This is a genomic window from Aromatoleum sp., assembly GCF_036675785.1.
Lineage (GTDB): Bacteria > Pseudomonadota > Gammaproteobacteria > Burkholderiales > Rhodocyclaceae > Aromatoleum.
In genome coordinates this window covers 11,446-36,277 of the sequence record NZ_JAKFEF010000051.1, presented here as the reverse complement: position 1 = coordinate 36,277, position 24,832 = coordinate 11,446, and the positions used below count along the sequence as shown (strand labels likewise).

Annotated in this window: 19 protein-coding genes; 10 read left to right on the top strand and 9 right to left on the bottom strand. The window is 67.1% G+C overall.

The window, feature by feature from the left end; all coding sequences use genetic code 11:
• Positions 1–21 precede the first annotated feature (21 nt).
• The 3 genes from flgK to V6M37_RS10875 are packed head-to-tail and all read left to right on the top strand — an operon-like array spanning position 22 to position 3,358.
• Positions 22–1,401 carry a flagellar hook-associated protein FlgK gene (flgK, locus tag V6M37_RS10885; RefSeq protein WP_332673139.1) on the top strand — a complete coding sequence of 460 codons (1,380 nt, stop codon included), beginning with the start codon at positions 22–24 and terminating at the stop codon, positions 1,399–1,401.
• Positions 1,402–1,411: 10 nt separating this feature from the next.
• A complete protein-coding gene (locus tag V6M37_RS10880; RefSeq protein WP_332673137.1) occupies positions 1,412–2,323 on the top strand; it encodes a flagellin N-terminal helical domain-containing protein in 912 nt (303 codons plus the stop codon).
• Positions 2,324–2,338: 15 nt separating this feature from the next.
• Positions 2,339–3,358, top strand: a complete 1,020-nt coding sequence (locus tag V6M37_RS10875; RefSeq protein ID WP_332673135.1) for a hypothetical protein — start codon at positions 2,339–2,341, stop codon at positions 3,356–3,358.
• Between the two features lie 17 nt (positions 3,359–3,375).
• On the opposite strand, the gene V6M37_RS10870 is transcribed toward V6M37_RS10875, so the two are convergent.
• Entirely contained in the window at positions 3,376–4,782 is a 1,407-nt protein-coding gene (locus V6M37_RS10870; protein WP_332673134.1) for a PhoH family protein, read from the bottom strand.
• Positions 4,783–5,058: 276 nt separating this feature from the next.
• Between V6M37_RS10870 and V6M37_RS10865 the strand changes: the two genes are divergently transcribed.
• Positions 5,059–7,347 (top strand): sensor domain-containing diguanylate cyclase, encoded by a 2,289-nt coding sequence (locus tag V6M37_RS10865; RefSeq protein ID WP_332673133.1) that lies wholly within the window; start codon positions 5,059–5,061, stop codon positions 7,345–7,347.
• A 36-nt stretch (positions 7,348–7,383) separates the two neighbouring features.
• On the opposite strand, the gene V6M37_RS10860 is transcribed toward V6M37_RS10865, so the two are convergent.
• Positions 7,384–7,851 (bottom strand): peroxiredoxin, encoded by a 468-nt coding sequence (locus V6M37_RS10860; protein ID WP_332673131.1) that lies wholly within the window; start codon positions 7,849–7,851, stop codon positions 7,384–7,386.
• A gap of 82 nt (positions 7,852–7,933) precedes the next feature.
• Positions 7,934–8,308, bottom strand: coding sequence for an Mth938-like domain-containing protein (locus V6M37_RS10855; RefSeq protein WP_332673129.1), 375 nt, complete (start codon positions 8,306–8,308; stop codon positions 7,934–7,936).
• 162 nt (positions 8,309–8,470) lie between these two features.
• Here V6M37_RS10855 and V6M37_RS10850 point away from each other — a divergent pair, with 162 nt between their 5' ends.
• The 6 genes from V6M37_RS10850 (at position 8,471) to V6M37_RS10825 (ending at position 16,861) form a co-directional block, all read left to right on the top strand.
• The gene (locus V6M37_RS10850) at positions 8,471–9,772 is read left to right on the top strand and encodes a pyridoxal phosphate-dependent aminotransferase (RefSeq protein ID WP_332673126.1); all 1,302 of its coding nucleotides are present in this window, start codon (positions 8,471–8,473) and stop codon (positions 9,770–9,772) included.
• Between the two features lie 64 nt (positions 9,773–9,836).
• Positions 9,837–11,147 carry a homoserine dehydrogenase gene (locus tag V6M37_RS10845; protein ID WP_332673124.1) on the top strand — a complete coding sequence of 437 codons (1,311 nt, stop codon included), beginning with the start codon at positions 9,837–9,839 and terminating at the stop codon, positions 11,145–11,147.
• Positions 11,148–11,316: 169 nt separating this feature from the next.
• Positions 11,317–12,573: an alpha-hydroxy acid oxidase gene (locus V6M37_RS10840; protein ID WP_332673122.1), complete on the top strand. Its 1,257-nt coding sequence runs from the start codon at positions 11,317–11,319 to the stop codon at positions 12,571–12,573.
• An 82-nt stretch (positions 12,574–12,655) separates the two neighbouring features.
• Positions 12,656–14,173: a methyl-accepting chemotaxis protein gene (locus V6M37_RS10835; RefSeq protein WP_332673120.1), complete on the top strand. Its 1,518-nt coding sequence runs from the start codon at positions 12,656–12,658 to the stop codon at positions 14,171–14,173.
• 137 nt (positions 14,174–14,310) lie between these two features.
• Positions 14,311–15,762 carry a threonine synthase gene (thrC, locus tag V6M37_RS10830; protein WP_332673118.1) on the top strand — a complete coding sequence of 484 codons (1,452 nt, stop codon included), beginning with the start codon at positions 14,311–14,313 and terminating at the stop codon, positions 15,760–15,762.
• Positions 15,763–15,907: 145 nt separating this feature from the next.
• The gene (locus V6M37_RS10825; protein WP_332673116.1) at positions 15,908–16,861 is read left to right on the top strand and encodes a cation diffusion facilitator family transporter; all 954 of its coding nucleotides are present in this window, start codon (positions 15,908–15,910) and stop codon (positions 16,859–16,861) included.
• Between the two features lie 59 nt (positions 16,862–16,920).
• Here the strand turns inward: V6M37_RS10825 and nadC are convergent, their stop codons facing one another.
• The 6 genes from nadC to V6M37_RS10795 all read right to left on the bottom strand — a co-directional run bounded on the left by nadC (position 16,921) and on the right by V6M37_RS10795 (position 24,784).
• Complete coding sequence (gene nadC, locus V6M37_RS10820; RefSeq protein WP_332673114.1) at positions 16,921–17,769, bottom strand: carboxylating nicotinate-nucleotide diphosphorylase; 849 nt, start codon at positions 17,767–17,769, stop codon at positions 16,921–16,923.
• 125 nt (positions 17,770–17,894) lie between these two features.
• Complete coding sequence (locus V6M37_RS10815) at positions 17,895–18,788, bottom strand: DMT family transporter (RefSeq protein ID WP_332673111.1); 894 nt, start codon at positions 18,786–18,788, stop codon at positions 17,895–17,897.
• 239 nt (positions 18,789–19,027) lie between these two features.
• A complete protein-coding gene (locus V6M37_RS10810) occupies positions 19,028–20,278 on the bottom strand; it encodes an HD-GYP domain-containing protein (protein WP_332673110.1) in 1,251 nt (416 codons plus the stop codon).
• A gap of 77 nt (positions 20,279–20,355) precedes the next feature.
• A complete protein-coding gene (locus V6M37_RS10805; RefSeq protein WP_332673109.1) occupies positions 20,356–21,861 on the bottom strand; it encodes an NAD(P)H-hydrate dehydratase in 1,506 nt (501 codons plus the stop codon).
• Between the two features lie 122 nt (positions 21,862–21,983).
• Positions 21,984–23,522, bottom strand: coding sequence for a SpoVR family protein (locus tag V6M37_RS10800; protein ID WP_332673107.1), 1,539 nt, complete (start codon positions 23,520–23,522; stop codon positions 21,984–21,986).
• On the bottom strand, positions 23,519–24,784 hold the full coding sequence (locus V6M37_RS10795) for a YeaH/YhbH family protein (protein ID WP_332673104.1): 1,266 nt from the start codon (positions 24,782–24,784) through the stop codon (positions 23,519–23,521). The genes V6M37_RS10800 and V6M37_RS10795 overlap by 4 nt, the downstream gene beginning before the upstream one ends.
• Between the last annotated feature and the right edge of the window lie 48 nt (positions 24,785–24,832).

The following is a 24,832-nucleotide window of genomic DNA, read 5'->3' as shown; positions in this document are numbered from 1 at the left end:
CCCCAACTTCCGAGCCTTCGAATGGCACTCATCGTCAATGGACTCTCCGGCGCGCTTGCGGCGCAGGCCGCGCTCAACGCGGCGAGCCAGAATATCGCAAACGTGATGACGCCGGGTTACACCCGTCAGGGCGCGCTGCTCGCGGCCGTGTCAGCGAAGCAGGCCGGCGCGCTGAATGCAGGTAGCGGCGTCGCGGTGCCGGCGCTGCTGCGTTTTTCGGACGGCTACAAGAGCCTGCAGATGTGGCAGGGCGCGTCCGCGCTCGGCGAGCGCGCGACCGTACAGCCCTATCTTTCGCAGCTCGAGCAGGTCGTCGGCAACGATGCAGCGAGCCTCAACAGCGGCCTCGATGCGTTCTTCGGCGCGCTCAACGCGGCGAGCGTCGACCCGTCGTCGGGCCCGCTGCGCCAGCAGGTGCTGACCGCCGCCGACGCGCTCGCGCAGCGCTTCAACAGCCTGAACCAGGTGCTGTCGAACCAGCGCGTCGCGGTCTATCAGCAGCGTGCTGCGACTGTCGACGGCATCAACAACCTGACCGCCGCGGTCGCGACGCTGAACCGCGAGATCGCGGTCACGCGTGCGAGCGGGATCAATCCGTCAGGGCTCATCGACGAGCGCGACCAGAAGATCGACGCGCTCGCGAAGCTCGTCGCGCTCCAGGTCGTCGAGCAGCCCGACGGCTCGCGCAGCCTGTCGCTGCGCGGCGGGCAGCCGCTCGTCGTCGGGGCGATCGCCGCGAAGCTCGCGCTGCAGGGCGAGCCGGACGGCTCGCAGACGCTCGCGCTCGCGTTCGCGAAGGAGTCGTTCACGCTCGGGGCGGGGAACCTCGGCGGCGAGCTTGGCGGCCTCGGCGACTTCGAACGGCGCGTGTTGACGCCGTTGATGGCGTCGGTCACCGACATGGCCGAAGCGCTGACCGTGCGCACGAACACGCAGCTCGCGGCGGGCTACGCGCTAGACGGCGCGGTCGGCCAGCCACTGTTCGAGTTCGACGCGACGAGCACGACGGCGCTGCTGCGCGTCGCGGACGGTCTCGTCGCGGAGGATCTCGCGTTCTCGACCGATCCGGCGCTGCCGGGCGACAGTGGCAACCTGCTCGCGCTGATCGAACTGAAGTCGCAGCCGGTCGGCCTGACTTCGCTTGGTACCGTGCTGTTCGGCGACGCGGTTACGCAGCTCGTCGGCAAGCTCGGGATGGACAGCCAGCAGAACCAGGCCGCGCTCGCGACCGCGCAGACGGTGCGCGACCAGGCCGAGGAGAGCTGGAAGTCGACGAGCGGCGTCAATAGCGACGAGGAGGCGATCGCGATCATGCAGTTCCAGCAGATGTACCAGGCGAACATGAAAGTGATCGCGGTCGCGAACGAGCTGTTCGACAGCACGCTCGCGATGATGCGCTGAGGAGGCGGCCGTGCGGATCGCGAGCACCCAGTACCATTCGACGATGAACAGCGCGCTGCAGACGGCGGCCGCGCGGCTCGAGACGACGATGCAGAAGATGGCGAGTGGCGAGCGCATGCGCGTGCCGTCCGACGACCCGATCGGCAGCGTGCGGCTCGCGCGGCTCGCGCGCGAGGAGGCCGCGCTCGATCAGTACCGCGACAACATCGGCGCGCTGCGCGCGCGCCTCACGCAGAACGAGACGCTGCTCGACGGGATCAGTCGGGACATGCTCGCCGCGCGCGACCTGCTCGTCTGGGCCGCGGACGGGGGCAACACGTCGGACGACGTGCGCGCGATGGCCGGCTCGCTGCGCACGCTCGTCGAAGGGATCCATTTCGCGGCGAACAGTAGGGATCAGGAGGGCCGCTATCTGTTCTCCGGCACCGCAAGCGCGACCGAGACGATTGTGCGTGACGACGCCGCGGCGGCCGGTTCGCGCTACGCGTTCGCCGGCAACACCAGCGAGCAGAATGTCATGGTCGGCAACGGCGTCGCGCAGACCGCGAACGTCAGCCTCGACGAGATCGCCGCGCTGCTGAATCAACTGGACCGCGCCGCCGAGACGCTCGGCACGCCGGGCGTCAACCCGAACGACCCAGCAGTGCGCGGCGAACTCGTCGCGGCACTCGATGGCGTCGATGTCGGGCTTGCGAGCGTGCTCGGGAAGATCGCAGGACTCGGCGGCACGCAGAACATCCTCGAGACGCTCGAGACCAACCACGCGAACGTCAGCCTGTCGAACAAGCACGCGGCGCTCGACATCGGGCAGCTCGACTACGGCGACGCCGCGGTCAAGCTCAACGGCTACACCGCGGCGCTGCAGGCGACGCAGAAGGCGTACGCGCAGGTCAGCAAGCTGTCGCTGTTCGACGTGCTCTGACGGCGGGACGGCGGCATGCAGATCCCTCCGTTACGCCCCGGCGCGTCCGCGCTCGAGCGACACGTCCCCGGCGTCGCCGTCGCCGATGTTGCGCGTCCTCCCGGCGACATTGCTCGACTGGACGAGGTGGGGGTCGCGCGCGACACCGCCGTTACGACGACAGCGCAGCTGACGTCCCGAGACGGCGAGCTCAACCGCAGCGTTGCGGGGGCGCAGCAGGCGCTCGATTTTCTCGACGCGCTCGCGAGCCGGCTGCACGCGGTCAAGGGCGAGCTGAGCCGAGCGCTCTCACGCAGCGAGCCGGCCGCGGGCCCCGCGCTCGACGCGCTCGGCGAGTTCGTGCGGCAGCGCAACGCGATGACCTCGGGCAGCCTCGACGGCCACCTGCGGCTGGTCGCGCCCGGCGAGGCCCGGCAGGGCTTTGCGGTGCGCGGGCTCGACCGCGCCGCGCTTGTGTCCGGCACGCGCGAGACCCTGACGTTTGCGGTCGGCGGCCGGCGCGACCTGCCGGTCGTCATCGACCCGGAACTGCCGCCGCAGGCGATGATCCGCCGCCTCGACGCGGCGCTGACGCCGGTCGGCGTGCGGGTCGCGAGCGACGCCGCCGGCGAGCCGAAATTCAGCGCACGCGAGACGGACTGGCCGCAGCTTCGCGACGGCTTCGCGGTGCGCGGTGAGGGGCGCCGCTTCCCGGCGGGAGAGTTCAACCGCGTCGCGCTCGACGCCGACCCGGACGCGATCCGGGTGCCGACGCCGGTCCGCGCATTCGAAGATCTGCGCGCGGCGCTGCACGAAGTCGTCAACGCACTCGACGTCGTGCAGCGTGCGCGGGCGGTCGTCGCCCACGCGATCGCGTCGGCGCGCGCACGCTTCGACGATCCGCACATTGCGGTCGAGACGCTGTGGGCGGCCGAATTCGTCCGCGAGTTCGGCACGCTCGCGCAGCGGTCCGGGTACGGCATCTTCGCGGCGATCGGGCCCGCGCTCGCCGCGGTCAGCCGCCCGCGCGTCGTCGCGCTGTTGCGTCTCGACTGACGCGGCGGCCGCACGCGTCAGAGCACTTCAGCGGCGTGGTCCGCGAGCCGTGAGCGCTCGCCACGCTGCAGCGTGATGTGGCCCGAGTGCGGCCAGTCCTTGAACCGATCGACGACAAAGGTCAGGCCGGAGCTGCCTTCGGTGAGGTAGGGCGTGTCGATCTGTGCGATGTTGCCGAGGCAGACGACTTTCGTGCCGGGGCCGGCCCGCGTGATCAGCGTCTTCATCTGCTTCGGCGTCAGGTTCTGCGCCTCGTCGATGATCAGGAACTTGTTGATGAAGGTGCGCCCGCGCATGAAGTTCAGGCTCTTGATCTTGATGCGGCTGCGGATCAGGTCGCGCGTCGCGGCGCGGCCCCAGTCGCCGCCTTCGCCGGTCGTGCCGTTCAACACGTCGAGGTTGTCTTCGAGCGCGCCCATCCACGGCGCCATCTTCTCCTCTTCGGTGCCGGGCAGGAAGCCGATGTCCTCGCCGACCGGCACCGTCACGCGCGTCATGATGATTTCGGAATAACGCTTCGCTTCGAGCACCTGCGTCAGCGCCGCGGCGAGCGTCAGCAGCGTCTTGCCGGTGCCGGCCTGGCCGAGCAGCGTGACGAAGTCAATCTCCGGGTTCAACAGCAGGTTCAGCGCGAAGTTCTGCTCGCGGTTGCGCGCGGTGATGCCCCACACGTTGTTGCGAGGATGCGCATAGTCGATGAGCGTCTCGATCAGCACGCTCGCGCCGTCGCGCTCCCTGACCCAGGCCTGCAACGACGATTCGCCGTCCTGATACAGGAATTCGTTGACCAGCAGGTTCGGCGCCAGGGGCCCCTTGACCCGGTAGTAGGTGCGGCCTTCCTCCTTCCACGACTCCATGCCCTTGCCGTGCGTGTCCCAGAAGTCGGGTGGCAACTCGCGCGAGCCGCTGTAAAGCAGGTCGGTGTCTTCGAGGACCTTGTCGTTGAAGTAGTCCTGCGCGTCGAGGCCCAGCGCGCGGGCCTTGATGCGCATGTTGATGTCCTTCGACACGAGGATCACCGGGCGCTCCGGGAAGCGCTCGGCCAGATGCATCACGACCGCGAGGATCTGGTTGTCGCCCTTCGCGGTCGGCAGCGCCGCGGGCAGGGCGACGTTGATCGCTTCGGTTTGCAGGAACAGCTTGCCGGTGGCGAGTTCGCGCGACGGTCCGCGCAGGGCGATGCCGGCGTGGATGTCCTCGGGGCTCGCGCTGACGATCTCGTCCATCATCCGGCTCGCCTGTCGCGCGTTGCGGGCGACTTCGGACGTGCCCTTCTTGTTGGCGTCCAGCTCTTCGAGCGTCATGATCGGCACGAAGAGGTCGTGCTCCTCGAAGCGGTACAGGCTGGTCGGATCGTGCATCAGCACGTTCGTGTCGAGGACGAAGAGCTTGGTTTGCGGGCTGCGGATCGCGCGTTTTGTCATGAATGGTCGGCAACGGGAGGAAATCGGAAAAACCGGCGCCGAACCGGACAGGAAAGGTCGTCAACGCCGGGCGTTTCCCGCGTACTGTGCCACGCGAGGGCGGAGGAACACAAACGCATGGCGCCGCGCGTCGTGACCGTGGTTCGCGCTCGATGTTCGCGCCCGGTCCGCAAGGATCGCCTCGCAATCTTCTTCAACCGACGCCGCCTGGGGCAATTTCAGCGGCTTTCCCCGGTCGAATTCAAATCGGAGAAAGATGCGCAGCGGGGAGGCAGCATGAATGAGAACCTCATCGTGAGCGGTAGCGCCCCGCCGAGGGAAGACCGGCTGCAACTCGAAAGCCTGATCGAGGTGATTCAGCAGCTTTCAATGGCGCGAGATCTGGACCGGATCATGAAGATCGTGCGGAGGGCCGCACGGCGCTTGAGCGGTGCCGATGGCGCGACCTTCGTCCTGCGGGAGGGCGATCTTTGCTATTACGCGGATGAAGATGCCGTCAGCCCGCTGTGGAAGGGTCAGCGTTTCCCGATGGAGTCATGCATCAGCGGATGGGTCATGAAACACGGGCAACCGGTCGCGATCGAGGATGTCGACGTCGACCCGCGCGTCAATGCCGAAGCGTTTCGGAGAACCGTCGTCAAGAGCATGCTGATGGTGCCGATCCGTTCGTCGGACCCGTTGGGTGCGATCGGCAACTACTGGGCGCACCGACATCGGCCGGGCGGGGGAGAAATGCGGATGCTCCAGGCGCTCGCGAACAGCACTGCCGTCGCCCTCGAAAACGTGTTGCTTTACTCCGACCTGGAAAAGCGGGTGAAGGAGCGAACCGAAGCCCTCGAGCGTGAAATCTCCGAGCGCAGGCAGGCGGAGGAGATGTTGCGCGAGAGCCGTCAACGGTTTGCGTGCGTCGTCGAGTCGGCGATGGACGCGATCATCAGCATCGACGGTGCGCAGCGCATCGTGTTCTTCAACGCCGCGGCGGAAGCGATGTTTCGCTGGCGGGCGCCGGATGTCGTGGGGCGGGCGATCGATTGCCTGATCCCCGAACGCTTTCGGACGACCCACGGCGACCGCGTGCGGGAATTCATGGCGGGAGGCGTCACATCGCGGACGGTCACGGAACTGCAACAATTGCGGGGCGTGCGTTCGGACGGCGAAGAGTTTCCGATCGAAGCCGCGTTTTCGAAGGTGGAACTGGCCGGCGGCGTGCTTTCCACGGTGATCGTGCGCGACGTCAGCCGGCGTGTCGCGACGGAAGCCGCCCTCGCGCGCAGCGAAGCGCAACTGCGCTACGTCACCGACGCGGGGGAGATCGGATACTGGGACTGGGACGTGATTGCGGACCGCCTCGAATGGTCGGAGCGCTGCAAGGTCATGTTCGGCATTCCTGTCGGAGAACCGGTCACCTACGAGCGCTTTCTGGGTGCGCTCCATCCCGATGACCGCGATCGGGTCGACGCGGCCGTTCACGCAGCGCTGGCCGGGGATTGCGACTACGACGTCGAGATTCGTACGATCGAGCCGCGTGCCTCGGCGCGCTGGGTGCACTCGAAAGGGCGTTCGACCTTCGGGCCCGACGGCGCGCCGCTGCGGATGGGCGGCATCGCGCTGGACATCACTACGCGCAAGGAAATGGAAGCCGCACTGCGCGAGAGCGAAGCGCGTTTTCGAAACATGGCCGATACCGCGCCGGCGATGCTGTGGGTGACCGAGCCCGATGGGCATTGCAGTTTTCTGAGCCGCGGGTGGTACGACTACACCGGGCAGGCCCACGACGCAGGCGTCGGCTTCGGCTGGCTCGATGCTGTCCATCCCGACGACCGCGACAAGGTCACGGCCGGCTTCCTGGCGGCGAGCGGGGAGCGCAACCCGTTCGAGCACGAGCATCGCGTGCGCTGCGCGGACGGCGAGTATCGCTGGGTTCTCGACGCCGGCCGTCCGCGCTTCGCGGATGACGGGACCTTCCTCGGATACATCGGCTCGGTCATCGACATCACCGAGCGCAAGCACGGCGAAGAAATCATGCGCAAGAGCGCGTTGCACGACCCGCTGACGAATCTCCCCAACCGCGCTCTCACGCATGAATTCGCCGATCACCTGCTGGCGGCGAGCAGGCGCGCGAGGGCTTGCAGCGCGGTGATGTTCATCGACCTCGATCGCTTCAAGCCGATCAACGACACCTACGGCCACCACGTCGGCGACGCGGTGCTCAAGGAGGTCGCGAACCGGCTGCAGCATTGCGTCAGGGGCGAGGATGTCGTCGGGCGGCTGGGCGGCGACGAGTTCGTCGCGGTGCTGTCTCATATTCATCGCATCGACGAGGCGACGAGCGCCGCAACCCATGTCCTTGCGCGGCTGAGCGAGCCTTACGAGATCCTCGGGAACGGCACCGGGGTGCGGCTGGAATTGTCGCCGAGCATCGGCATCAGCCTCTTTCCCGAACACGGAGAGGATCTCGCCTCCCTGATCGAGTGCGCCGACGTCGCGATGTACGCGGCGAAGACGGCCGGGCGGGGGACATTCCGGTTCTACCGGGACGCGGACAAAGGACGGTCGAAGGACTGAAGTCGCGCGCGGTCCCGGCGGACCGTCCGGTCGGTTTCAGGCGAGCGAGCGGACAAATTCCAGGACCTGCTCCACGTGACCGGGGACCTTCACGCCGCGCCATTCCCTCGCGACCCGGCCGTCGGCATCGATCACGAACGTCGATCGCTCGATTCCGCGGACCTGCTTTCCGTACATGTTCTTCAGCTTGATGACGCCGAAGGCGTCGCATGCGGTTTCATCGGCGTCGGAAATCAGCTCGAACGGCAGGCCGAGCTTGGCCTTGAAGTTTTCGTGCGACTTCAGGCTATCGCGCGAGATGCCGAACACTTCGCATCCGGCACTGGCGAAGGCCGCGTGCTGGTCGCGGAAGTCGGCGGTCTCGTTCGTGCAGCCGGGCGTGTTGTCCTTCGGATAGAAGTACAGCACGACCTTGCCGCCTCGCAGCGCGGAGAGCGAGACCGGGCCGCTGCCGGTCGCGGGAAGGCTGAAGTCGGGCGCGTCGGGACGGGCATTCGCGTTCATGGAGTCTCCGGCAAGAAAGGGTGGCCCCGGAGGTCGCCGTCGACGGTCGGTCGAGGGGGCGTGTCGGCGGGACGCGCAGGCGTCAGGGCGCGTCGAAAACGAGCGCGGCGACGACCGCGCGGCCCTCGGTCGCGAGAATGTTGTACGTGCGGCAGGCCGCGGCGAGATCCATGATTTCGTAGCCAATGTTGGCGTCGATCAGCGGGCGCAGGACCTGCGGCGCGGGAAAGCGCTGGCGCGTGCCGGTGCCGACGACGACGACTTCGGGCTTCAGGTCGCGCACGGCCGCGAAATCGTCGGCGCCGAGCTGCTCGACGCCGGCCGCGGTCCAGGGGATGACCCGGTCGCCGGTCAGGATCAGGTTGCCGTCATGGCGCACCTTGTTGATCAGGACGTGGTCGGCACCGTAGCCGGTGATCAGGTTGAGGGTCGGATTCTGTTCGAGATTAAGCTTCATGGACTCGCTCGGTCGTGCAAAATTGCCGGGGGGTACAGGCTTGGATAAGATACCTCCTTTTGGTTTGCCGGCCCAAAAGAAGCCGTTCCCGGCAGCCACGAGCCTCCTTCGCCGGGTCCGGCGCGGGATTTTCAGAACATGCGAACGAAAGGACGGACTGCGATGAGCGTCGAGCCGAAACTGCGCGTTGCCCCCCCGATAGCCGAAACCCCCGAACCCGGGCCGGAGGCGGCGGGGGCGAAACTCGTGCGCAAGTCCGCGAAGCTCGCCAACGTCTGCTACGACATCCGCGGCCCGGTGCTCGTCAAGGCGAAGCAGATGGAGGACGAGGGCCACAAGATCATCAAGCTGAACATCGGCAACCTCGCCGCGTTCGGCTTCGACGCGCCCGAGGAAATCCAGCTCGACATGATCCGCAACTTGCCCAACTCGGCGGGCTACTCGGATTCGAAAGGCATCTTCGCCGCGCGCAAGGCGGTGATGCATTACACGCAGCAGAAGCACATCAAGGGCGTCACGCTCGAGGACATCTACATCGGCAACGGCGTGTCGGAGCTGATCGTGATGGCGATGAACGCGTTGCTGAACATCGGTGACGAGGTGCTGGTACCGGCGCCGGACTATCCGCTGTGGACCGCCGCGGTGAGCCTGTCCGGCGGCACGCCGGTGCATTACATCTGCGACGAAACCAACGGCTGGCTCCCGGACCTCGACGACATGCGCGCGCGGATCACGCCGAACACGCGCGCGATCGTTGTCATCAACCCGAACAACCCCACCGGCGCGCTGTACCCCGACCATATTCTCAAGGGCATCGTCGATATCGCGCGCGAGCACGGCCTGATCGTCTACGCGGACGAGGTCTACGACAAGGTGCTGTACGACGGCGCGTCGCATACCTCGATGGCGTCGTTCTCCGAGGACGTGCTGACGATCGTCTTCAACGGGTTGTCGAAGAACTATCGCTCCTGCGGCTACCGCGCCGGCTGGATGGTCGTGTGCGGCGACAAGCGCCACGCGCAGGACTACATCGAGGGGCTCAACATGCTCGCGTCGATGCGGCTGTGCGCGAACGTGCCCGGGCAGTACGCGATCCAGACCGCGCTCGGCGGCTACCAGAGCATCGACGACCTCGTCGGCGAAGGCGGACGGATGCGGCGCCAGCGCGACCTCGCGCACCAGCTGATCACCGCGATCCCGGGCGTGACCTGCGTGAAGCCGAAAGCGACGCTGTACATGTTCCCGCGGCTTGACCCGAAGTTGTACCCGATCAAGGACGACCAAGCCTTCATCGCCGAACTGCTCGAAGAGGAGCGGGTGCTGCTCGTTCAGGGCACGGGCTTCAACTGGCCGCAGCCGGACCATTTCCGACTCGTCTTCCTGCCGCACGAGGACGACCTGCGCGACGCGATCGGGCGGATCGCGCGCTTCCTCGAGAACTACCGCAAGCGTTGCGGGACCTGAAAGAGCGGCCTGCCGCAGCGGGTCACGTCCCGCATCTGTCACTTCATCAACCGAAAGAGCTTTTATGAAACCGATCAATGTTGGCCTGCTGGGCATCGGTACCGTCGGCGGCGGTACCTTCACCGTTCTGAAGCGCAACGAGGAAGAAATCACGCGTCGCGCCGGTCGCCCGATCCGCATCACCGCAGTGGCCGACAAGAACCTCGAGCTCGCGCGCAAGGTCGTGGGTGCAGATGCCCGGCTGACGGATGACGCGTTTTCGGTCGTCGCCGACCCCGAGATCGACATCGTCGTCGAGCTGATCGGTGGCTACGGCGTCGCGAAGGAACTCGTGTTGAAGGCGATCGAGAACGGCAAGCACGTCGTCACCGCGAACAAGGCGCTGCTCGCGGTCCATGGCAACGAGATCTTCGCCGCCGCGCAGAAGAAAGGCGTGATGGTCGCGTTCGAGGCCGCGGTTGCGGGCGGCATCCCGATCATCAAGGCGCTGCGCGAGGGCCTGTCGGCGAACCGCATCCAGTGGCTCGCCGGCATCATCAACGGCACGACGAACTTCATCCTGTCGGAGATGCGCGACAAGGGCCTGCCGTTTGCCGACGTGCTGAAGGAAGCGCAGGCGCTCGGCTACGCCGAAGCCGACCCGACGTTCGACATCGAAGGCATCGACGCCGCGCACAAGGCGACGATCATGAGCGCGATCGCGTTCGGCGTGCCGATGCAGTTCGACGCCGCGCACGTCGAGGGCATCACGAAGCTCGACAGCATCGACATCAAGTACGCCGAGCAGCTCGGCTACCGCATCAAGCTGCTCGGCATCTCGCGGATGCGCCCGGAAGGCATCGAACTGCGCGTGCATCCGACGCTGATCCCGGCGAAGCGGCTGATCGCGAACGTCGAAGGCGCGATGAACGCCGTCGTCGTCCACGGCGACGCGGTCGGGTCGACGCTTTACTACGGCAAGGGCGCCGGCGCCGAGCCGACCGCGAGCGCGGTCATCGCTGACCTCGTCGACGTCACCCGTCTGCATACGGCCGATCCCGAACATCGCGTGCCGCACCTCGCATTCCAACCGGACCGCGTGCACGACCTCAAGGTGCTGCCGATGGACGAGGTCGTCACGTCCTATTACCTGCGCATGCGCGTCGAGGACAAGCCGGGCGTGCTCGCCGACATCACGCGCATCCTCGCCGACAACGGCATCTCGATCGAGGCGCTGATCCAGAAGGAAGCGGCCGAGGGCGAGTCGCAGACCGACATCATCATCCTGACGCACGAGACGATCGAGAAGAACGCGAACGTCGCGATCGCGAAGATCGAAGCGCTGCCGGTGCTGAAGGGCCGGATCACGCGCTTGCGGATGGAAGCGCTGCAGTAAGCCGACAGCAGCAGGCGGTCGTCCGCGCAGCTCCGTAGGTCGGACCGAGCGAAGCGATGTTCGACACCTACTGCCCGGCGCGCACCTCGGCCTCCGGCTCTCTGCGACCGGCCCGATGGCGCCGCCGCGCCTGTGCGCAGCGGCGCGACGGCCATCGGATGGACTTCGAATGAAACTGAACATCTCCGACTACCGGCGCTCGGCAAAGGGCAGGCTGCCGCGTTTCGTCTTCGACTATATCGATGGTGCGGCCGAAGACGAATCCTGTGCGCAGCGCAACCGCAGCGACTTCGACCGCGTGTCGATCGTGCCGCGGATGCTCCGCGACCTGACGCGGATCGACCCGTCGATCGAGCTTTTCGGCGACACCTGGCGGCAGCCGTTCGGCATCGCGCCGACCGGCTTCAACGGCTTCGTCCATCCGCAGGGCGACCTGATGCTTGCCCGCGCGGCGGCGGCGAGCGGCATTCCGTTCGTCCTGTCGACGGCGTCGAACATGCGCCTCGAAGCGGTGCGCCAGCCCGATGGCCTCGACTGGTTCCAGCTTTACGTGCTGAGCGAACGCAGCGTCGCGGAGCAGATGGTCCGCCGCGCGAAGAAGGTGGGCTACCGCGCGCTCGTGCTCACCGTCGACGTGCCGGTCAGCGGCATGCGCGAGCGCGACGTGCGCAACTGCTTTCGCCTGCCGTTCCGTCCGGGGCCGGCCATGCTTTTCGATCTGTGCCGCCATCCGCTGTGGCTCGCGCGGCAGATCGCCGTCGGCGGACCGGGTTTCGTCAACCTCGTCGAGCAGGAGGGGCCCGTGCCGGCGGCGGTGGGCGCAGCTGCCCTCACGCGGGACATGGACCGGAGCCTCACCTGGGAAAGCCTCGCGTGGCTGCGCCGGCTGTGGGACGGGCCGCTGCTTGTGAAGGGGCTGCTGCATCCGGACGACGCGCGGCTCGCGCTCGCGCAGGGGGTCGATGGAATCATCGTGTCGAATCACGGCGGCAGGCAGCTCGACGCCGCGCCGTCGTCGATCAGCGCGCTGCCGGCGATCGTCGACGCGGTCGCCGACCGCATCCCGGTGCTGCTCGACAGCGGCATCCGCCGGGGTTCGGACGTCGCGAAAGCGCTCGCGCTCGGCGCGCGCGCCGTGCTCATCGGACGGGCGACGCTGTATGGCCTCGCGAGCGGCGGCGAGGCCGGCGCGCGCTCGGTCATCGATCTCCTCGCCGCCGAGCTCGCCCGCGTGCTGACGCTCTGCGGCGTCGCGAAGGCGGCCGCGCTCGACCGCAGCGCACTCGCGGACGTCCGCTTTCCGCGCGCCGCACTGCCGCTCGCCGACGCGTCGCAGCGGCCGGCGCGGGCCGCCGGATCCGGACAAATAATGCGTACCGGACAGCTCCTCGCGGCTGCCGAAGCGGTCGCCGACGAGCGGTGTTGACTGCGGCGCCTCCTTGCGTCGAAGCTAGCGGCAGTTCGCCGCTCGGCGCACCGCTGAATAATGACAAGATCGAGGAGACTTCATGAGTTCGCATTCGCGCAGCGCGACCGCTGCATCGTTGTTGCCATTTCTGCGCAGGCGCCGCGACGGGGCGGAATCGACCGTCGCCGAGCTGGGCGGAGAACGCCCGGACATCGGCGAGGAGGCGACGGGTGCGCGCGGCGGCTTCGTAGCACACGTCCGGCAGACCATTACCGAGCTGCGGGCGAAAGGAACGAGCATTGCGGTCGAAGCGGCAAAGCTGAATCTGCGGATCCGTCAGAGCTCGATCAGTGCGACTCGCCAGCGCGAACTTGCCGCGTCGATCTTCGACGCGAGCGAGACGACGCGGGTGGCGGTGACGCGGGTGAGCGCGCGCGCGGACGAAATCGACGCCGCGACGGCGGCGAATCTCGAGGCCGTGCAGGCGAATTACCGCGAGCTGCTCGACGTCGCGGGGCGCATCTACGGGATCAGCGAAAAGGTGCGCTCGTTCGAACGCATCGTCACCGAACTCAACGACCATTCCGCGAAGATCCGCGACATCGGGATGCTGATCAACCACATCTCGGACCAGACCAATCTGCTCGCGCTGAACGCCGCGATCGAAGCGGCGCGCGCCGGCGAAGCGGGCCGGGGTTTCGCGGTCGTCGCGGACGAGGTGCGCAAGCTCGCCGAGAAGGTGAAGATCGCGACGGGGACGATCACCGAGAACTCCGACCAGATGCTCGGCCTCGTCGGCGCGACCGAAGCGGAGACGCGCGGCATCGCCGAGGATTCGGACCTCGCGCATCGGGTCGTGCAGAAGTCGTCTGAGAATTTCGCCGCGATGGTCGGCGAACTTCAGCGGGTCGGCGAGCAGATGAAGGACATCACGCGGTCGATCCACGAGATCCGCGACACCGACGAGACCGTGCACGGGTTGGTTCGCGAGATCAACGCGCTGTCGGGGAAGGTGTCGGCGCAGATGGGTGAATCGGAGCAATTCTCCAAGGAACTGCGGGAGCACACCGAGGGGCTTCACGCGCTGTCGTCGCGATTCCGCATCGGCGAGTCGGCGTACGACCGGCTCGCGCGCGTCGCCGAGGAAAGCCGTGCCGAAGTCGTCGCGTACCTCGAACGCAAGGCTCGCGTACTCGACCTCTTCGACACCCGCTACCGGGTGATTCCCGGAACGCAGCCGCCCAAATACCGCACGAGCTACGACGCCGCGGTCAGCAAGGACCTGCAGGATATCTACGAGCGGGTGCTCGAGAAGATCCCGGACGTCGCGTTCTGCGGTGCCTTCGACATGAACTGCTACATGCCGGTGCATAACCGGCGCTTTTCGGTCGAGCCGAACGGGGATCCGGAGCACGACCTGTTGTACAGCCGGCACAAGCGCATCTACGACGATCCGACCTGCCGACGCGCGCTCGGGAACAAGGGACCGGCGCTGTTGCAGACCTATGTCCGGGATACCGGGGAGGTGCTCTGCGACCTGTCGCTGCCGATCTTCGTCGGCGGGCGGCAATGGGGCGTCTATCGTTTCGGCTTCGCGCCCTCGCTGCTGCAGGACTGAGGCGCCTTCGCGCGTGGACGCTCCGCGGCCGGTGGCGGATAATGCCGGGCTCGCGTGCGCGCCGGAGCCGGAAAGGGCTCCCGTGCTGCCTGACCGGTCGCACGCGGTCCGACCCCTGCTGATCTGAAGGATCCCCCGTGAAGTATCTCTCGACCCGCGGCCACGCCGCCCGACCCGAGTTCTGCGACATCCTGCTCGGCGGCCTCGCGCCGGACGGCGGTCTCTACCTTCCCGAAAGCTATCCGCGGATTTCACGCGCCGAACTCGATGCGTGGCGCCAACTGTCATATGCCGACCTCGCGTTCGCGATCCTGTCGAAGTTCATCACCGACATCCCCGCGGCGGACCTGAAGGCGATCTGCGACAAGACTTACACCGCCGACGTCTATCGCTTTGCGCGCCCCGGCGACGATGCGGCCGAGATCACGCCGGTGCATTGGCTCGAGCCCGGCCGCTTCGGGCTGCTCGAGCTGTCGAACGGCCCGACGCTCGCGTTCAAGGACATGGCGATGCAGTTGCTCGGCAACCTGTTCGAGTACGTGCTCGACAAGCGCGCTCAGCAGATCAACATCCTCGGCGCGACGTCCGGCGACACCGGCTCCGCTGCCGAGTATGCGATGCGCGGCAAGCACGGCGTTACCGTGTTCATGCTGTCGCCGCACGGCAAGATGAGCGCCTTCCAGCGCGCGCAGATGTATTCGCTGCAGGACGACAACATCTACAACATCGCCGTCACCGGCATGTTCGACGATGCGCAGGACATCGTGAAGGCGGTGTCGAACGACGCCGCGTTCAAGGCGACATACAAGATCGGCGCGGTCAATTCGATCAACTGGGCGCGCGTCGCCGCTCAGATCGTCTATTACTTCAAGGGCTACTTCGCGGCAACGACGTCGAACGACGAAGAGGTCGCGTTCTGCGTGCCGTCGGGCAACTTCGGCAACATTTGCGCCGGCCACATCGCGCGCCAGATGGGCCTGCCGGTCGCGAAGCTGATCCTCGCGACGAACGAGAACGACGTGCTCGACGAGTTCTTCCGCAGCGGCGTCTATCGGCCGCGCAAGGCTGCCGAGACGCGCGTCACGTCGAGCCCGTCGATGGACATCTCGAAGGCGTCGAACTTCGAGCGCTTCGTCTTCGACCTCGTCGGGCGCGACGCGGCGAAGGTGTCCGAATTGTGGAAATCGGTCGACGCGGGCGGCGCGTTCGATCTGTCCGGCTCCGAAGCCTTCGCCCGCATCGGCGATTTTGCGTTCGTCTCCGGCCGCAGCACGCATGCGGACCGGCTCGCGACGATCCGCAGCGTGTTCGACGACTATGGCGTGATGATCGACACGCACACCGCCGACGGCGTGAAGGTGGCGCGCGACTGCGCGGCCCGGGTGCCGGCCGGTGTGCCGCTGCTCGTGCTCGAGACCGCGCTGCCCGTGAAGTTCGCCGAGACGATCCGCGAGGCGCTCGGCCGCGAGCCGGAACGCCCGGCGGAACTCGAAGGCATCGAGCAATTGCCGCAGCGGGTCGAAGTGATGGCGCCGGACGTCGATGCGGTGAAGCACTTCGTCGTCGCCCGGATCGACGCCGCCGGCTGAGCCGACGTAGGCGGCCTGCGTCGGCGTGCAGCTTCCGGCCGCACGCCGACCGGCGCTCTCGGCCGGTAGCCTTGTCTGCCGAGCGCTTCCTTCTCGCCACCTACTACTCGCCGGACCGACCCGGCACCTCGTTCCAAGTCAAGCGATGACCTCGATTACCCCGCGCCAGGCGCTGTCGCTGTCGATTCTTGCCGCGCTGGCGACGATCGGCATGAAGGCGGGTGCGTGGTGGCTGACCGGCTCGGTCGGCTACCTCTCGGACGCGCTCGAATCCATCGTGAACCTCGCCGGCGCGACATTCGCGCTGCTGATGGTGTCGTACGCGAGCATGCCTGCCGACCGGGAACATCCGTACGGGCACGGCAAGGCGGAGTATTTTTCCGCCGCGTTCGAAGGGGTGATGATCTTCATCGCCGCGCTCGCGATCATCGCCGCGGCGGTCGAGCGGCTGATCCATCCGCAGCCGCTCGGTGAGCTCGGCATCGGCACCGCGCTATCGGTCGGCGCAAGCCTGCTGAACTTCCTCGTCGCGAAAGTCCTCTTCCGCGTCGGCCGGGCGCATCGCTCGCTCGCGCTCGAAGCGGACGCGCGGCACCTGATGACGGACGTCTGGACGACCGCGGGAGTCGTCGGCGGCGTCGGCCTCGCGAGCGTTAGCGGCTGGAACTGGCTGGATCCGCTCGTCGCGATCGCGGTCGCGCTGAACATTCTGCGCGAGGGCTCGCATCTGATGCATCGCTCGGTCGACGGCCTGATGGACCGCGCCCTCGATCGCGACGACATCCGGGAAATCGAAGCGGTGCTGCAGTCGTTCGCGGTCCAGGGCTGCCGCTTCGCAAACCTCCGCACGCGGGCCGCCGGAGCGATGCGTTTCGCACATGTCGATCTTCGGGTGCCGGGCCACTGGAGTGTCGCCCGGGCGCATGATCTCGCCGATGCGGTCGAACTCGCGGTGAAGAATCGTACGGATACCGTGCTCAGCACGCATGTCGAACCGCTCGTGAGGGGCGGCAAGCCGGGGGCGATCGCGCTGGCGAGCGAGTCGCATGCAGCGAGCGCGGACATGCGCGGAGATTCCCGGGGAATCGGGAGCGAATAGGGGAGCCGGGTCGGGGTGCCGGGGGCGGTTCGCGCCGGTTGCGGTCCTGAGGGCGAGCTCTACTCCTCGACGTGGCGCAGCGACAGGTCGATCGCGCGGACGTCCTTCGTCAGGCTGCCGATCGAGATACGGTCGACGCCGGTTTCGGCGATCGCGCGCACCTTTTCGAGATTCACGCCGCCCGATGCTTCGAGTTCGGCCCGTCCCGCGGCGATCTTCACCGCTTCGCGCATCGTCTCCGGGGTCATGTTGTCGAGCAGGATCATCTTCGCGCCCGCGTCGAGCGCTTCGTGCAGTTGCTCGAGCGTCTCGACTTCGATCTCGATGAAGACGTTCGACGGCGCGATTTCCTGCGCTTGCTCGAGCACCTTCGCGACGCTGCCGGCAGCGATGATGTGGTTTTCCTTGATCAGGATGCCGTCATAGAGGCCGATGCGGTGGTTTGTGCCGCCGCCGACCGCGACCGCGTATTTCTGCGCGAGACGCAATCCCGGCAGGGTCTTGCGCGTATCGACGATCTTCGCGCCGGTCCCGGCGACCGCGTCGACGAAGCGTCTCGTCACCGTCGCGGTGCCCGACAGCAACTGCAGGAAATTGAGCGCGGTGCGCTCGGCCGTCAGCAGGACGCGCGCGCCCGCGACGACGTCGCACAGCACCTGGCCGGCCTCGATGCGGTCGCCGTCGCGCACGTGCCAGACCACGGCGGCGGCCGGGCTGAGCGCCTCGAACGCGGCCTCGAACCACGCGGTCCCGCACAGCACCGCGTCTTCGCGGGTGATGACGCGCCCGCGGGCATCGGTCTCGAACGGAATTAGTCGTGCCGTGAGGTCGCCGGTGCCGACGTCCTCGGCGAGCGACGTGGCGACGTTGCGCTGGATCTCGATGCGAAGCTGCTGTGAAAGACTCATGGATCGGGTTCCTCATGTGGAGGGGATGCATTCTAGCCGTTCCGGCGAAGCCCGGCCCGAGGGCGACGTGCATCGGTTCGTCATTCTAGCGCCGGAGAGGATCGGCGGCTCCGGCGGGCGAAGGCCTATCGCGGCTGCGGACGGAGCCGGGACGCGCGGCGGCTTTCGACCGCGATCATCAGGCCGGCGCTGCCGATCGTCAGAATCCCGACGAGAGCGAGGCCGTCCGGGAAATGGCCGAATCCGAACCAGCCGACGAGCGTCGCCCACATCAGCTGCACATAGAGGATCGGCGACAGCAAGGAGGCGGGCGCGTCGCGGAAGGCGCGGATCAGCAGGAAGTGACCGGTGCCGCCATAGATGCCGAGCGAGGCGATTAGCAGCGCGTCGACGGCGCCCGGCATCGGTCCGGCCCAATACCACGGCAGCAGCAGCGTCATCACGGCGGTGCCGACGAGCGCGGTGTAGAAAAGCATGTTGACCGGTGATTCGGTCGGCGACAGCTGGCGCGTGAGGATCTGGTACACCGCGTAGCTGACGGCCGCGCCGAGCGCGAGCGCGACGCCTTCGACGACCAGTCCGCTGCCCGGCCGCGCGATCAGCAGCACCCCGGCGAAGCCGGTCACGACCGCGATCCAGCGCACTGCGCCGATGCGCTCGCCGAGCAGCGGACCGGCCATCAACGTGACGAGTAGCGGTGCGGCGAAGACCATCGCGGTCGTCTCCGCGAGCGGCATCCGCTGCAGCGCGGCGATGTTCAGGAAGGTGACCGCGAGCAGGCAGGCGGCGCGGATGATCTGACGACCCGGCCGTGTCGTCGTGACGAGCTTGAGGCGCATCGACGGCGCGAGGAAAACCACCATCAGCACGAAATGCACGGCGTAACGCGCCCAGACGAGCATCGGTACCGGGTAACTCGCGGCGAGGCGCTTCGCGGTCGCGTCGAGCAGCACGAACAGGAACAGGGCGGCGAGCAGCAGCATGACGCTGCGCAGCGCGTGGGGATGGGAGTCGGTCATGAGTCAGGGGATGCGACGGTTATTGTCATTGGAAGGTCCGGCAGGACGATTCTAGCCGCTGCCGCTGCCGCTGCCGCTGCCGCGCCCGGCGTGCAGCGGACGATCGAAGCGCCGGGAGCCCGCGGCAGTCGTGAAAGCCGGTCGGTTTGCGTACAGCCGCGGCGCGGACGTCCATTGCGCGCAGGGGTGTCTCGCGAACGCGGAAGGCGTCCGTGCGACGCCCGGAAGCCTGCGGCGATTCAGCTCTTGCTGCTCTCGACGAAGTAATCGAGGCGGCCGCGGGGGGCGAGGTATTCGACCAGCTCGACCGGGAGCTTCGCCGGGCTCAACGCCGATTCGACGGTGAGATCGGCGTCGCGCAGGTCGATCAGCAAGGCTTCCGAACGCGGGATGTCCGGGTCGTGAAGCATCACGAGCGGGTGGAGCAGATCGGCGGGGTTCGTTTCGACGACCATGCCGACACCGCCGTTCGACAGCGCGACGAAGGTGCCGGGCGGATAGACGCCGAGCGTCTTGATGAACAACTGCAGCATCTGCGCGTCGTAGCGCGCGGCTTCGCTGCGGAACATCTGCCGCAGCGCGTCGGCCGGAGCCCTGGCCTCGCGCAGGTCGAAGGGATTGCACAGGTTGTCGTAGCGATTCGCGATCGCCGCGATGCGCGCGAGTCGGGGAATGCGCTCACCCGCGAGGCGGTTCGGGAAGCCGGTGCCGTCGGTGAATTCGTGATGGCACGCGATGACGTTCTTCACCGGCACCGGAAGGTCGGTGAAACCGCTGACCGCCTTGATGCCGTAGCCGACGTGCGCGCGATAGAAGTCCTCCTCCGGTCCGGTCCGTTTGCTGCTGCGGAGCACGCGCGGCGGGATGTCCTGCTTGCCGACGTCGTGGAGCAGCGCGCCGAGGCCGAGGTGACGCATCTCTTCCTCGGACAGGCGCAGCGTCTTGCCGAGCATCAGCGACAGTGCGGTCACGTTGAGCGCGTGAAACGCCAGGCCGCCTTCGCGGCTCTTCTGGCCGACGAGATGGACGACCATGTCGTCGGCCGCCAGCAGATTTTCGACAAGACCCCCGACGAGCGCGGACGCCTGCCGGTGGGCGTCGTGCGGGCGCGCGAGCAATGAGCGGAACACGTCGCTGGCCGCGACCGTGTTCTGCTCGAACAGCCGTTCGCGTCGCGCCAGGCCTTCGCGCTGCTGCCGTACCCGTTCGATGCGCGCACGCTTTTCGTCCTGCATCGAGGCGAGCGCGTTCGCCGTGAAATCGGGTTCGGGAGGGCGAGGCGTGCCGGGCGTCTCCGGGGGAAGAGGTTCGGCGCTGCTGCGCGACGGATCCCATTCGATCTCGGTGATGCCCATCGCGCGGATCGCCTGGATCTGCTTGCCGTTCGCCAGACAGAACCGGTTCAGTAGGAACGGGTGACCCATCCAGCCGTATTCGACGAGCGAGATGAAAATTCCGGGACGCAGGCGGTCAACACTTACTCGGGGCATCGGGATTCAGGCGGCCGGAGGAAAGCCGATTCTAACAGCGCTCGGCATGCAGGCTCGATACTGCGGGAGTGCGTAACCTAGCGCGGCCGGGCGGCCTTGACCATCCAGCCGTTGAACACGCCGCGCGACGCTTCGGCGACCTCGGTGGCGGTGAGGCCGATCGGTCCGATGCCTTCGCGCGCGAGGCGGTCCGCTGCGGCGCCGTGAAGGTGCACCGCCGCCAGCAGCGCCGGCTCCGCCGGCCAGCCTTGGGCGAGCAGACTCGCGATCAGACCCGTGAGCACGTCACCCATGCCGCCGGTCGCCATGCCGGGATGGCCGCTGTTGTTGATGAACCACCTGCCGTCCGGCGTCGCGAGCACGCTGCCGCTGCCCTTGAGCACGACTTCGGCATGAAAGCGACGTGCGAGCGCTAGCGCGGCGGCGACGCGGTCGGCCTGGACGCTCGCCGTATCGCTTCCGAGGAGGCGGCCGGCCTCGCCGGGGTGGGGCGTGATCAGGGTCGGCGCCGCGCGCGCCATCACGAGCGGCCGCAGATGCGGTGCGGCGGCGAGCAGGTTGAGGGCGTCGGCGTCGAGCACCAGCGGTTTGTCACTCGCGGCAGCACGCTCCACGAGTGACACGGCGAGCGCACTGGTCCCGAGTCCGGGGCCGAGGGCGAGCACGGTCGCCTGTTCGACGACTCGCTCGGGCCGTTTGAGCATCAGCTCCGGCTGGCCGCAATCGACCGCCGGGGCGTCGTCGTCGACCAGTCCGACCAGGACGCGGCCGCTGCCGAGCTTGAGCGCCGCCCGCCCCGCGAGCAGCGCGGCGCCGGTCATCCCGGGAGCGCCGCCGATGATGCCGACATCGCCATAGGTACCCTTGTGGGTGTTCTGCCGACGCGGACGCAGGAACGGGACGATCATTGCCGGGCGCACCTGGAGGCCTTGCGGCGGCAGGCGCGCTGCTGCTTCGATGTCGAGCCGGTGCACGTTGACGACGCCGGCATGATCCGGTCCGTCGAGGGTCAGCAATCCGGGCTTCAGCGCGATGAAGGTCAGCGTCGCGGTGGCGCGGAAGATCGTGCCGAGCACGCAGCCGGTGTCCGCGTCGAGCCCGCTGGGGACGTCGATCGCGAGGCGGGGGACGTCCTGCGCGTTCAACGCCGAGACCCACGTCGCGTATCGCCCCTCGACCGGGCGCTTCAGCCCGATGCCGAAGATCGCGTCGACGACCAGTGCCCAGCCGCCCGCCGGAGCGGCCGGAAAGTCGGAAACCGTTTCTCCGCCTGCCGCGCGCCACGCGGCGAACGCCGCGGCGGCGTCGGGCGGGAGCGCCGCCGGATCGTCGGCGAAAGCGACCGTGACGTTGCGTCCGGCCTGCAGCAGCCGCCGGGCCATGACGAAGCCGTCGCCGCCGTTGTTGCCCGGCCCGCATGCGATGAGGATCGGGCCGCTGCGGTCCTGCGTCAGGCGCACCGCTTCTTCCGCCGAAGCACGGCCGGCACGCTCCATCAGGGTCGGCTGGGCGCCGGGTGTGACCAGCGCCTCGATTGCGCGGATGCCGGCAACCGGATAGATCGGGCTGGGGGGCTGCAACATGGACGCTCCGGATGACAGGGGGAAGCGGCGATTCTACCGCCGGCGCTCTCCCGGTCCTTCATCGCGGGGGAAAAAAGGCAGCTCAAGCCCCGGCACGGCTGCGGCGCGAAAGCCCGGGTGCTTCAGTTCTCCGGGTGCCCGCGGCGCTTCTCGATCCGGGTCTCCTGCGCGAGTTCCACGGTCCCGTCCTCGTGCTGGGTCTCGAGCCGGACGGTGAAGCCCCACAGTCGCGCCATGTGCTTCATGACCTCATCGGCGGTCCCGCCGAGCGGCCGGCGGCGGTACTGCTGGTGGCGCAGCGTCAGCGAGCGGTCGCCGCGCAGGTCGACGTTCCACACCTGGATGTTCGGTTCGCGGCTGCCGAGGTTGTACTGGTCCGACAGGATTTCGCGCACGCGGCGATAGCCCGAACTGTCATGAATCGCCGAAACCTTGAGCTTCGGTTCGTGTTCGTCGTCGAGGATTGCGAACAGCCGGAAATCGCGCATGATTTTCGGCGACAGGTACTGCGCGACGAAGCTCTCGTCCTTGAAGTTTCGCATCGCGAATTCCATGGTCTCGCGCCAGTCGCTGCCCGCGATGTCCGGGAACCACGCGTAATCCTCTTCGGTCGGCGACTCGCAAATGCGGCGGATGTCCTGCCACATCGCGAAGCCGAGCGCGTACGGGTTGATGCCGTTGTACCAGCGCTCGTTGTACGCCGGCTGATAGACGACGTTGGTGTGCGACTGCAGGAATTCGAGCATGAAGCTATCGGCGAGCAGCCCTTCGTCGTACAGCCGGTTGAGGAGCGTGTAGTGCCAGAAGCACGCCCAGCCCTCGTTCATCACCTGCGTCTGCCGCTGCGGGAAGAAGTACTGCGCGATCTTGCGCACGATGCGGACGATCTCGCGCTGCCACGGCTCGAGCAGCGGCGCATGTTTTTCGACAAAGTAGAGAAGGTTCTCCTCCGGCTCGGGCGGGAAGCGCTGCACCTGCACCTTGTCGGGCTTCGTGTCGTGGACCGGCAGCGTGCGCCACAGCTGGTTGACCTGGCTCTGCAGATACTCGGTGCGCTCCGCCTGGCGCAGCTTTTCCTTCGCCAGCGACAGCTTCGGCGGTCGCTTGTAGCGGTCGACGCCGAGGTTCATCAGCGCGTGGCACGAGTCGAGCAGCAGCTCGACTTCCTCCTCGCCGTAACGCTCCTCGCATTCGGCGATGTAGTGCCGCGCGAAGATCAGGTAGTCGATGATCGCGTCGGCGTTCGTCCAGGTCTGGAAGAGGTAGTTGCCCTTGAAGAAGCTGTTGTGGCCGTAGGCCGCGTGCGCGATCACCAGCGCCTGCATCGTCAGCGTGTTCTCTTCCATCAGGTACGCGATGCAGGGGTTAGAGTTGATGACGATTTCGTACGCGAGTCCCATCTGGCCGCGGCGGTAGCTCTTCTCGGTCGACAGGAAATGCTTGCCGAACGACCAGTGGTGGTAATTGACCGGCATGCCGACCGACGCATACGCGTCCATCATCTGCTCAGCGGTGATCAGTTCGATCTGCGGCGGATAGACGTCAAGGCCGAATTCCTTCGCGACGCGGGTGATCTGCTCGTGGTACTCGTCGATCGCCTCGAAGCTCCATTCCGAGGTCGCGGGCAACTGGGTCGACTTCTTTACGGTCGCACGTTTCATACGAGGGTCTTCTTGAACAGTTCGCGGAAAACCGGGTAGATGTCGGCCGGCGCTTCGATTCTCTGCAGCGCGAAGTTCTTGTGCGCGGAGAACAGCTTTTCGTATTCGCGCCAAAGGTTCTGCGGCTCCCCGGGCGTGATCTCGATGTACGCGAAATACTGGCACCACGGCAGGATCTGCGCGCCGAGGATCTCGCGGCAGATCGGCGAGTCGTTATCCCAGTTGTCGCCGTCGGAGGCCTGCGCGCCGTAGATGTTCCAGTTGCCGTGGCCGTAGCGTTTGGCGATGACTTCATGCATCAACTTCAGCGCGCTGGACACGACGGTGCCGCCGGATTCGCGCGAGTGGAAGAATTCTTCCTCATCGACTTCCTTCGCGACCGTGTGATGGCGGATGAAGACGACGTCGATGTGCTCGTACGTGCGGTTCAGGAAGAGGTACAGCAGCATGAAGAAGCGCTTCGCGGTCGCCTTCTTCTCCTCGTCCATCGACCCCGACACGTCCATCACGCAGAACATTACCGCCTGGGTCGTCGGCTTCGGCACCTTGATGCGGTTGTTGTAGCGCAGGTCGAAACTGTCGATGAACGGAATCGCCTCGATCTTCGCGCGCAATCGCGCGATTTCGGTGCGTAGCTCGTCCGCGTGTTCGCTGTCCCCGCCGCCCGAGGCGACGAGTTCCTCGAGTTCCTGTTGCAGTGCGCGCAGCCGCGATACCGACGGCGAACCGAGCGCGAGGCGGCGACCGAGCGCGCCGCGCATCGAGCGGATGATGTTGATGTTCGCCGGCGTGCCGTCCGAGGTGAACCCGGCGCGCTGCGTCTTGAAGTCGGTGACCCGCGCGAGCTGCGTGCGGATCAGGTTCGGCAGCGCGAGGTCGTCGAAGAAGATATCGAGGAACTCTTCACGCGAGAGCTGGAAGACGAAGTCGTCCTCGCCTTCACCCTCGTTGCTCGCCTTGCCGCCGCCTTTGCCGCCACCGCCCGAAGGTGGCCGGTTGATCAGATCGCCGGTCGAAAACTGGTCGTTGCCGGAGAACACCTGGTCCCAGATGCCGCCCCGGCCGTGCTGGAACTGCGGCTCGCTGAGGTCCTTCGACGGTATTGAGATCTGCTCGCCGTTATCGAGATCGCGGATCGAGCGGTTCTGGATCGCGTCGCTCACGGCCCGGCGGATCTGCTGCTTGAAGCGGCGCATGAAGCGCTGGCGATTGACGGCGCTTTTCTTCTTGCTGTCGAACCTGCGATCGATGATGCGGGTCATGAGGCCCTCCGAAGTCGATGCGGGACGCCGCCCGGGCACGCGACCCGG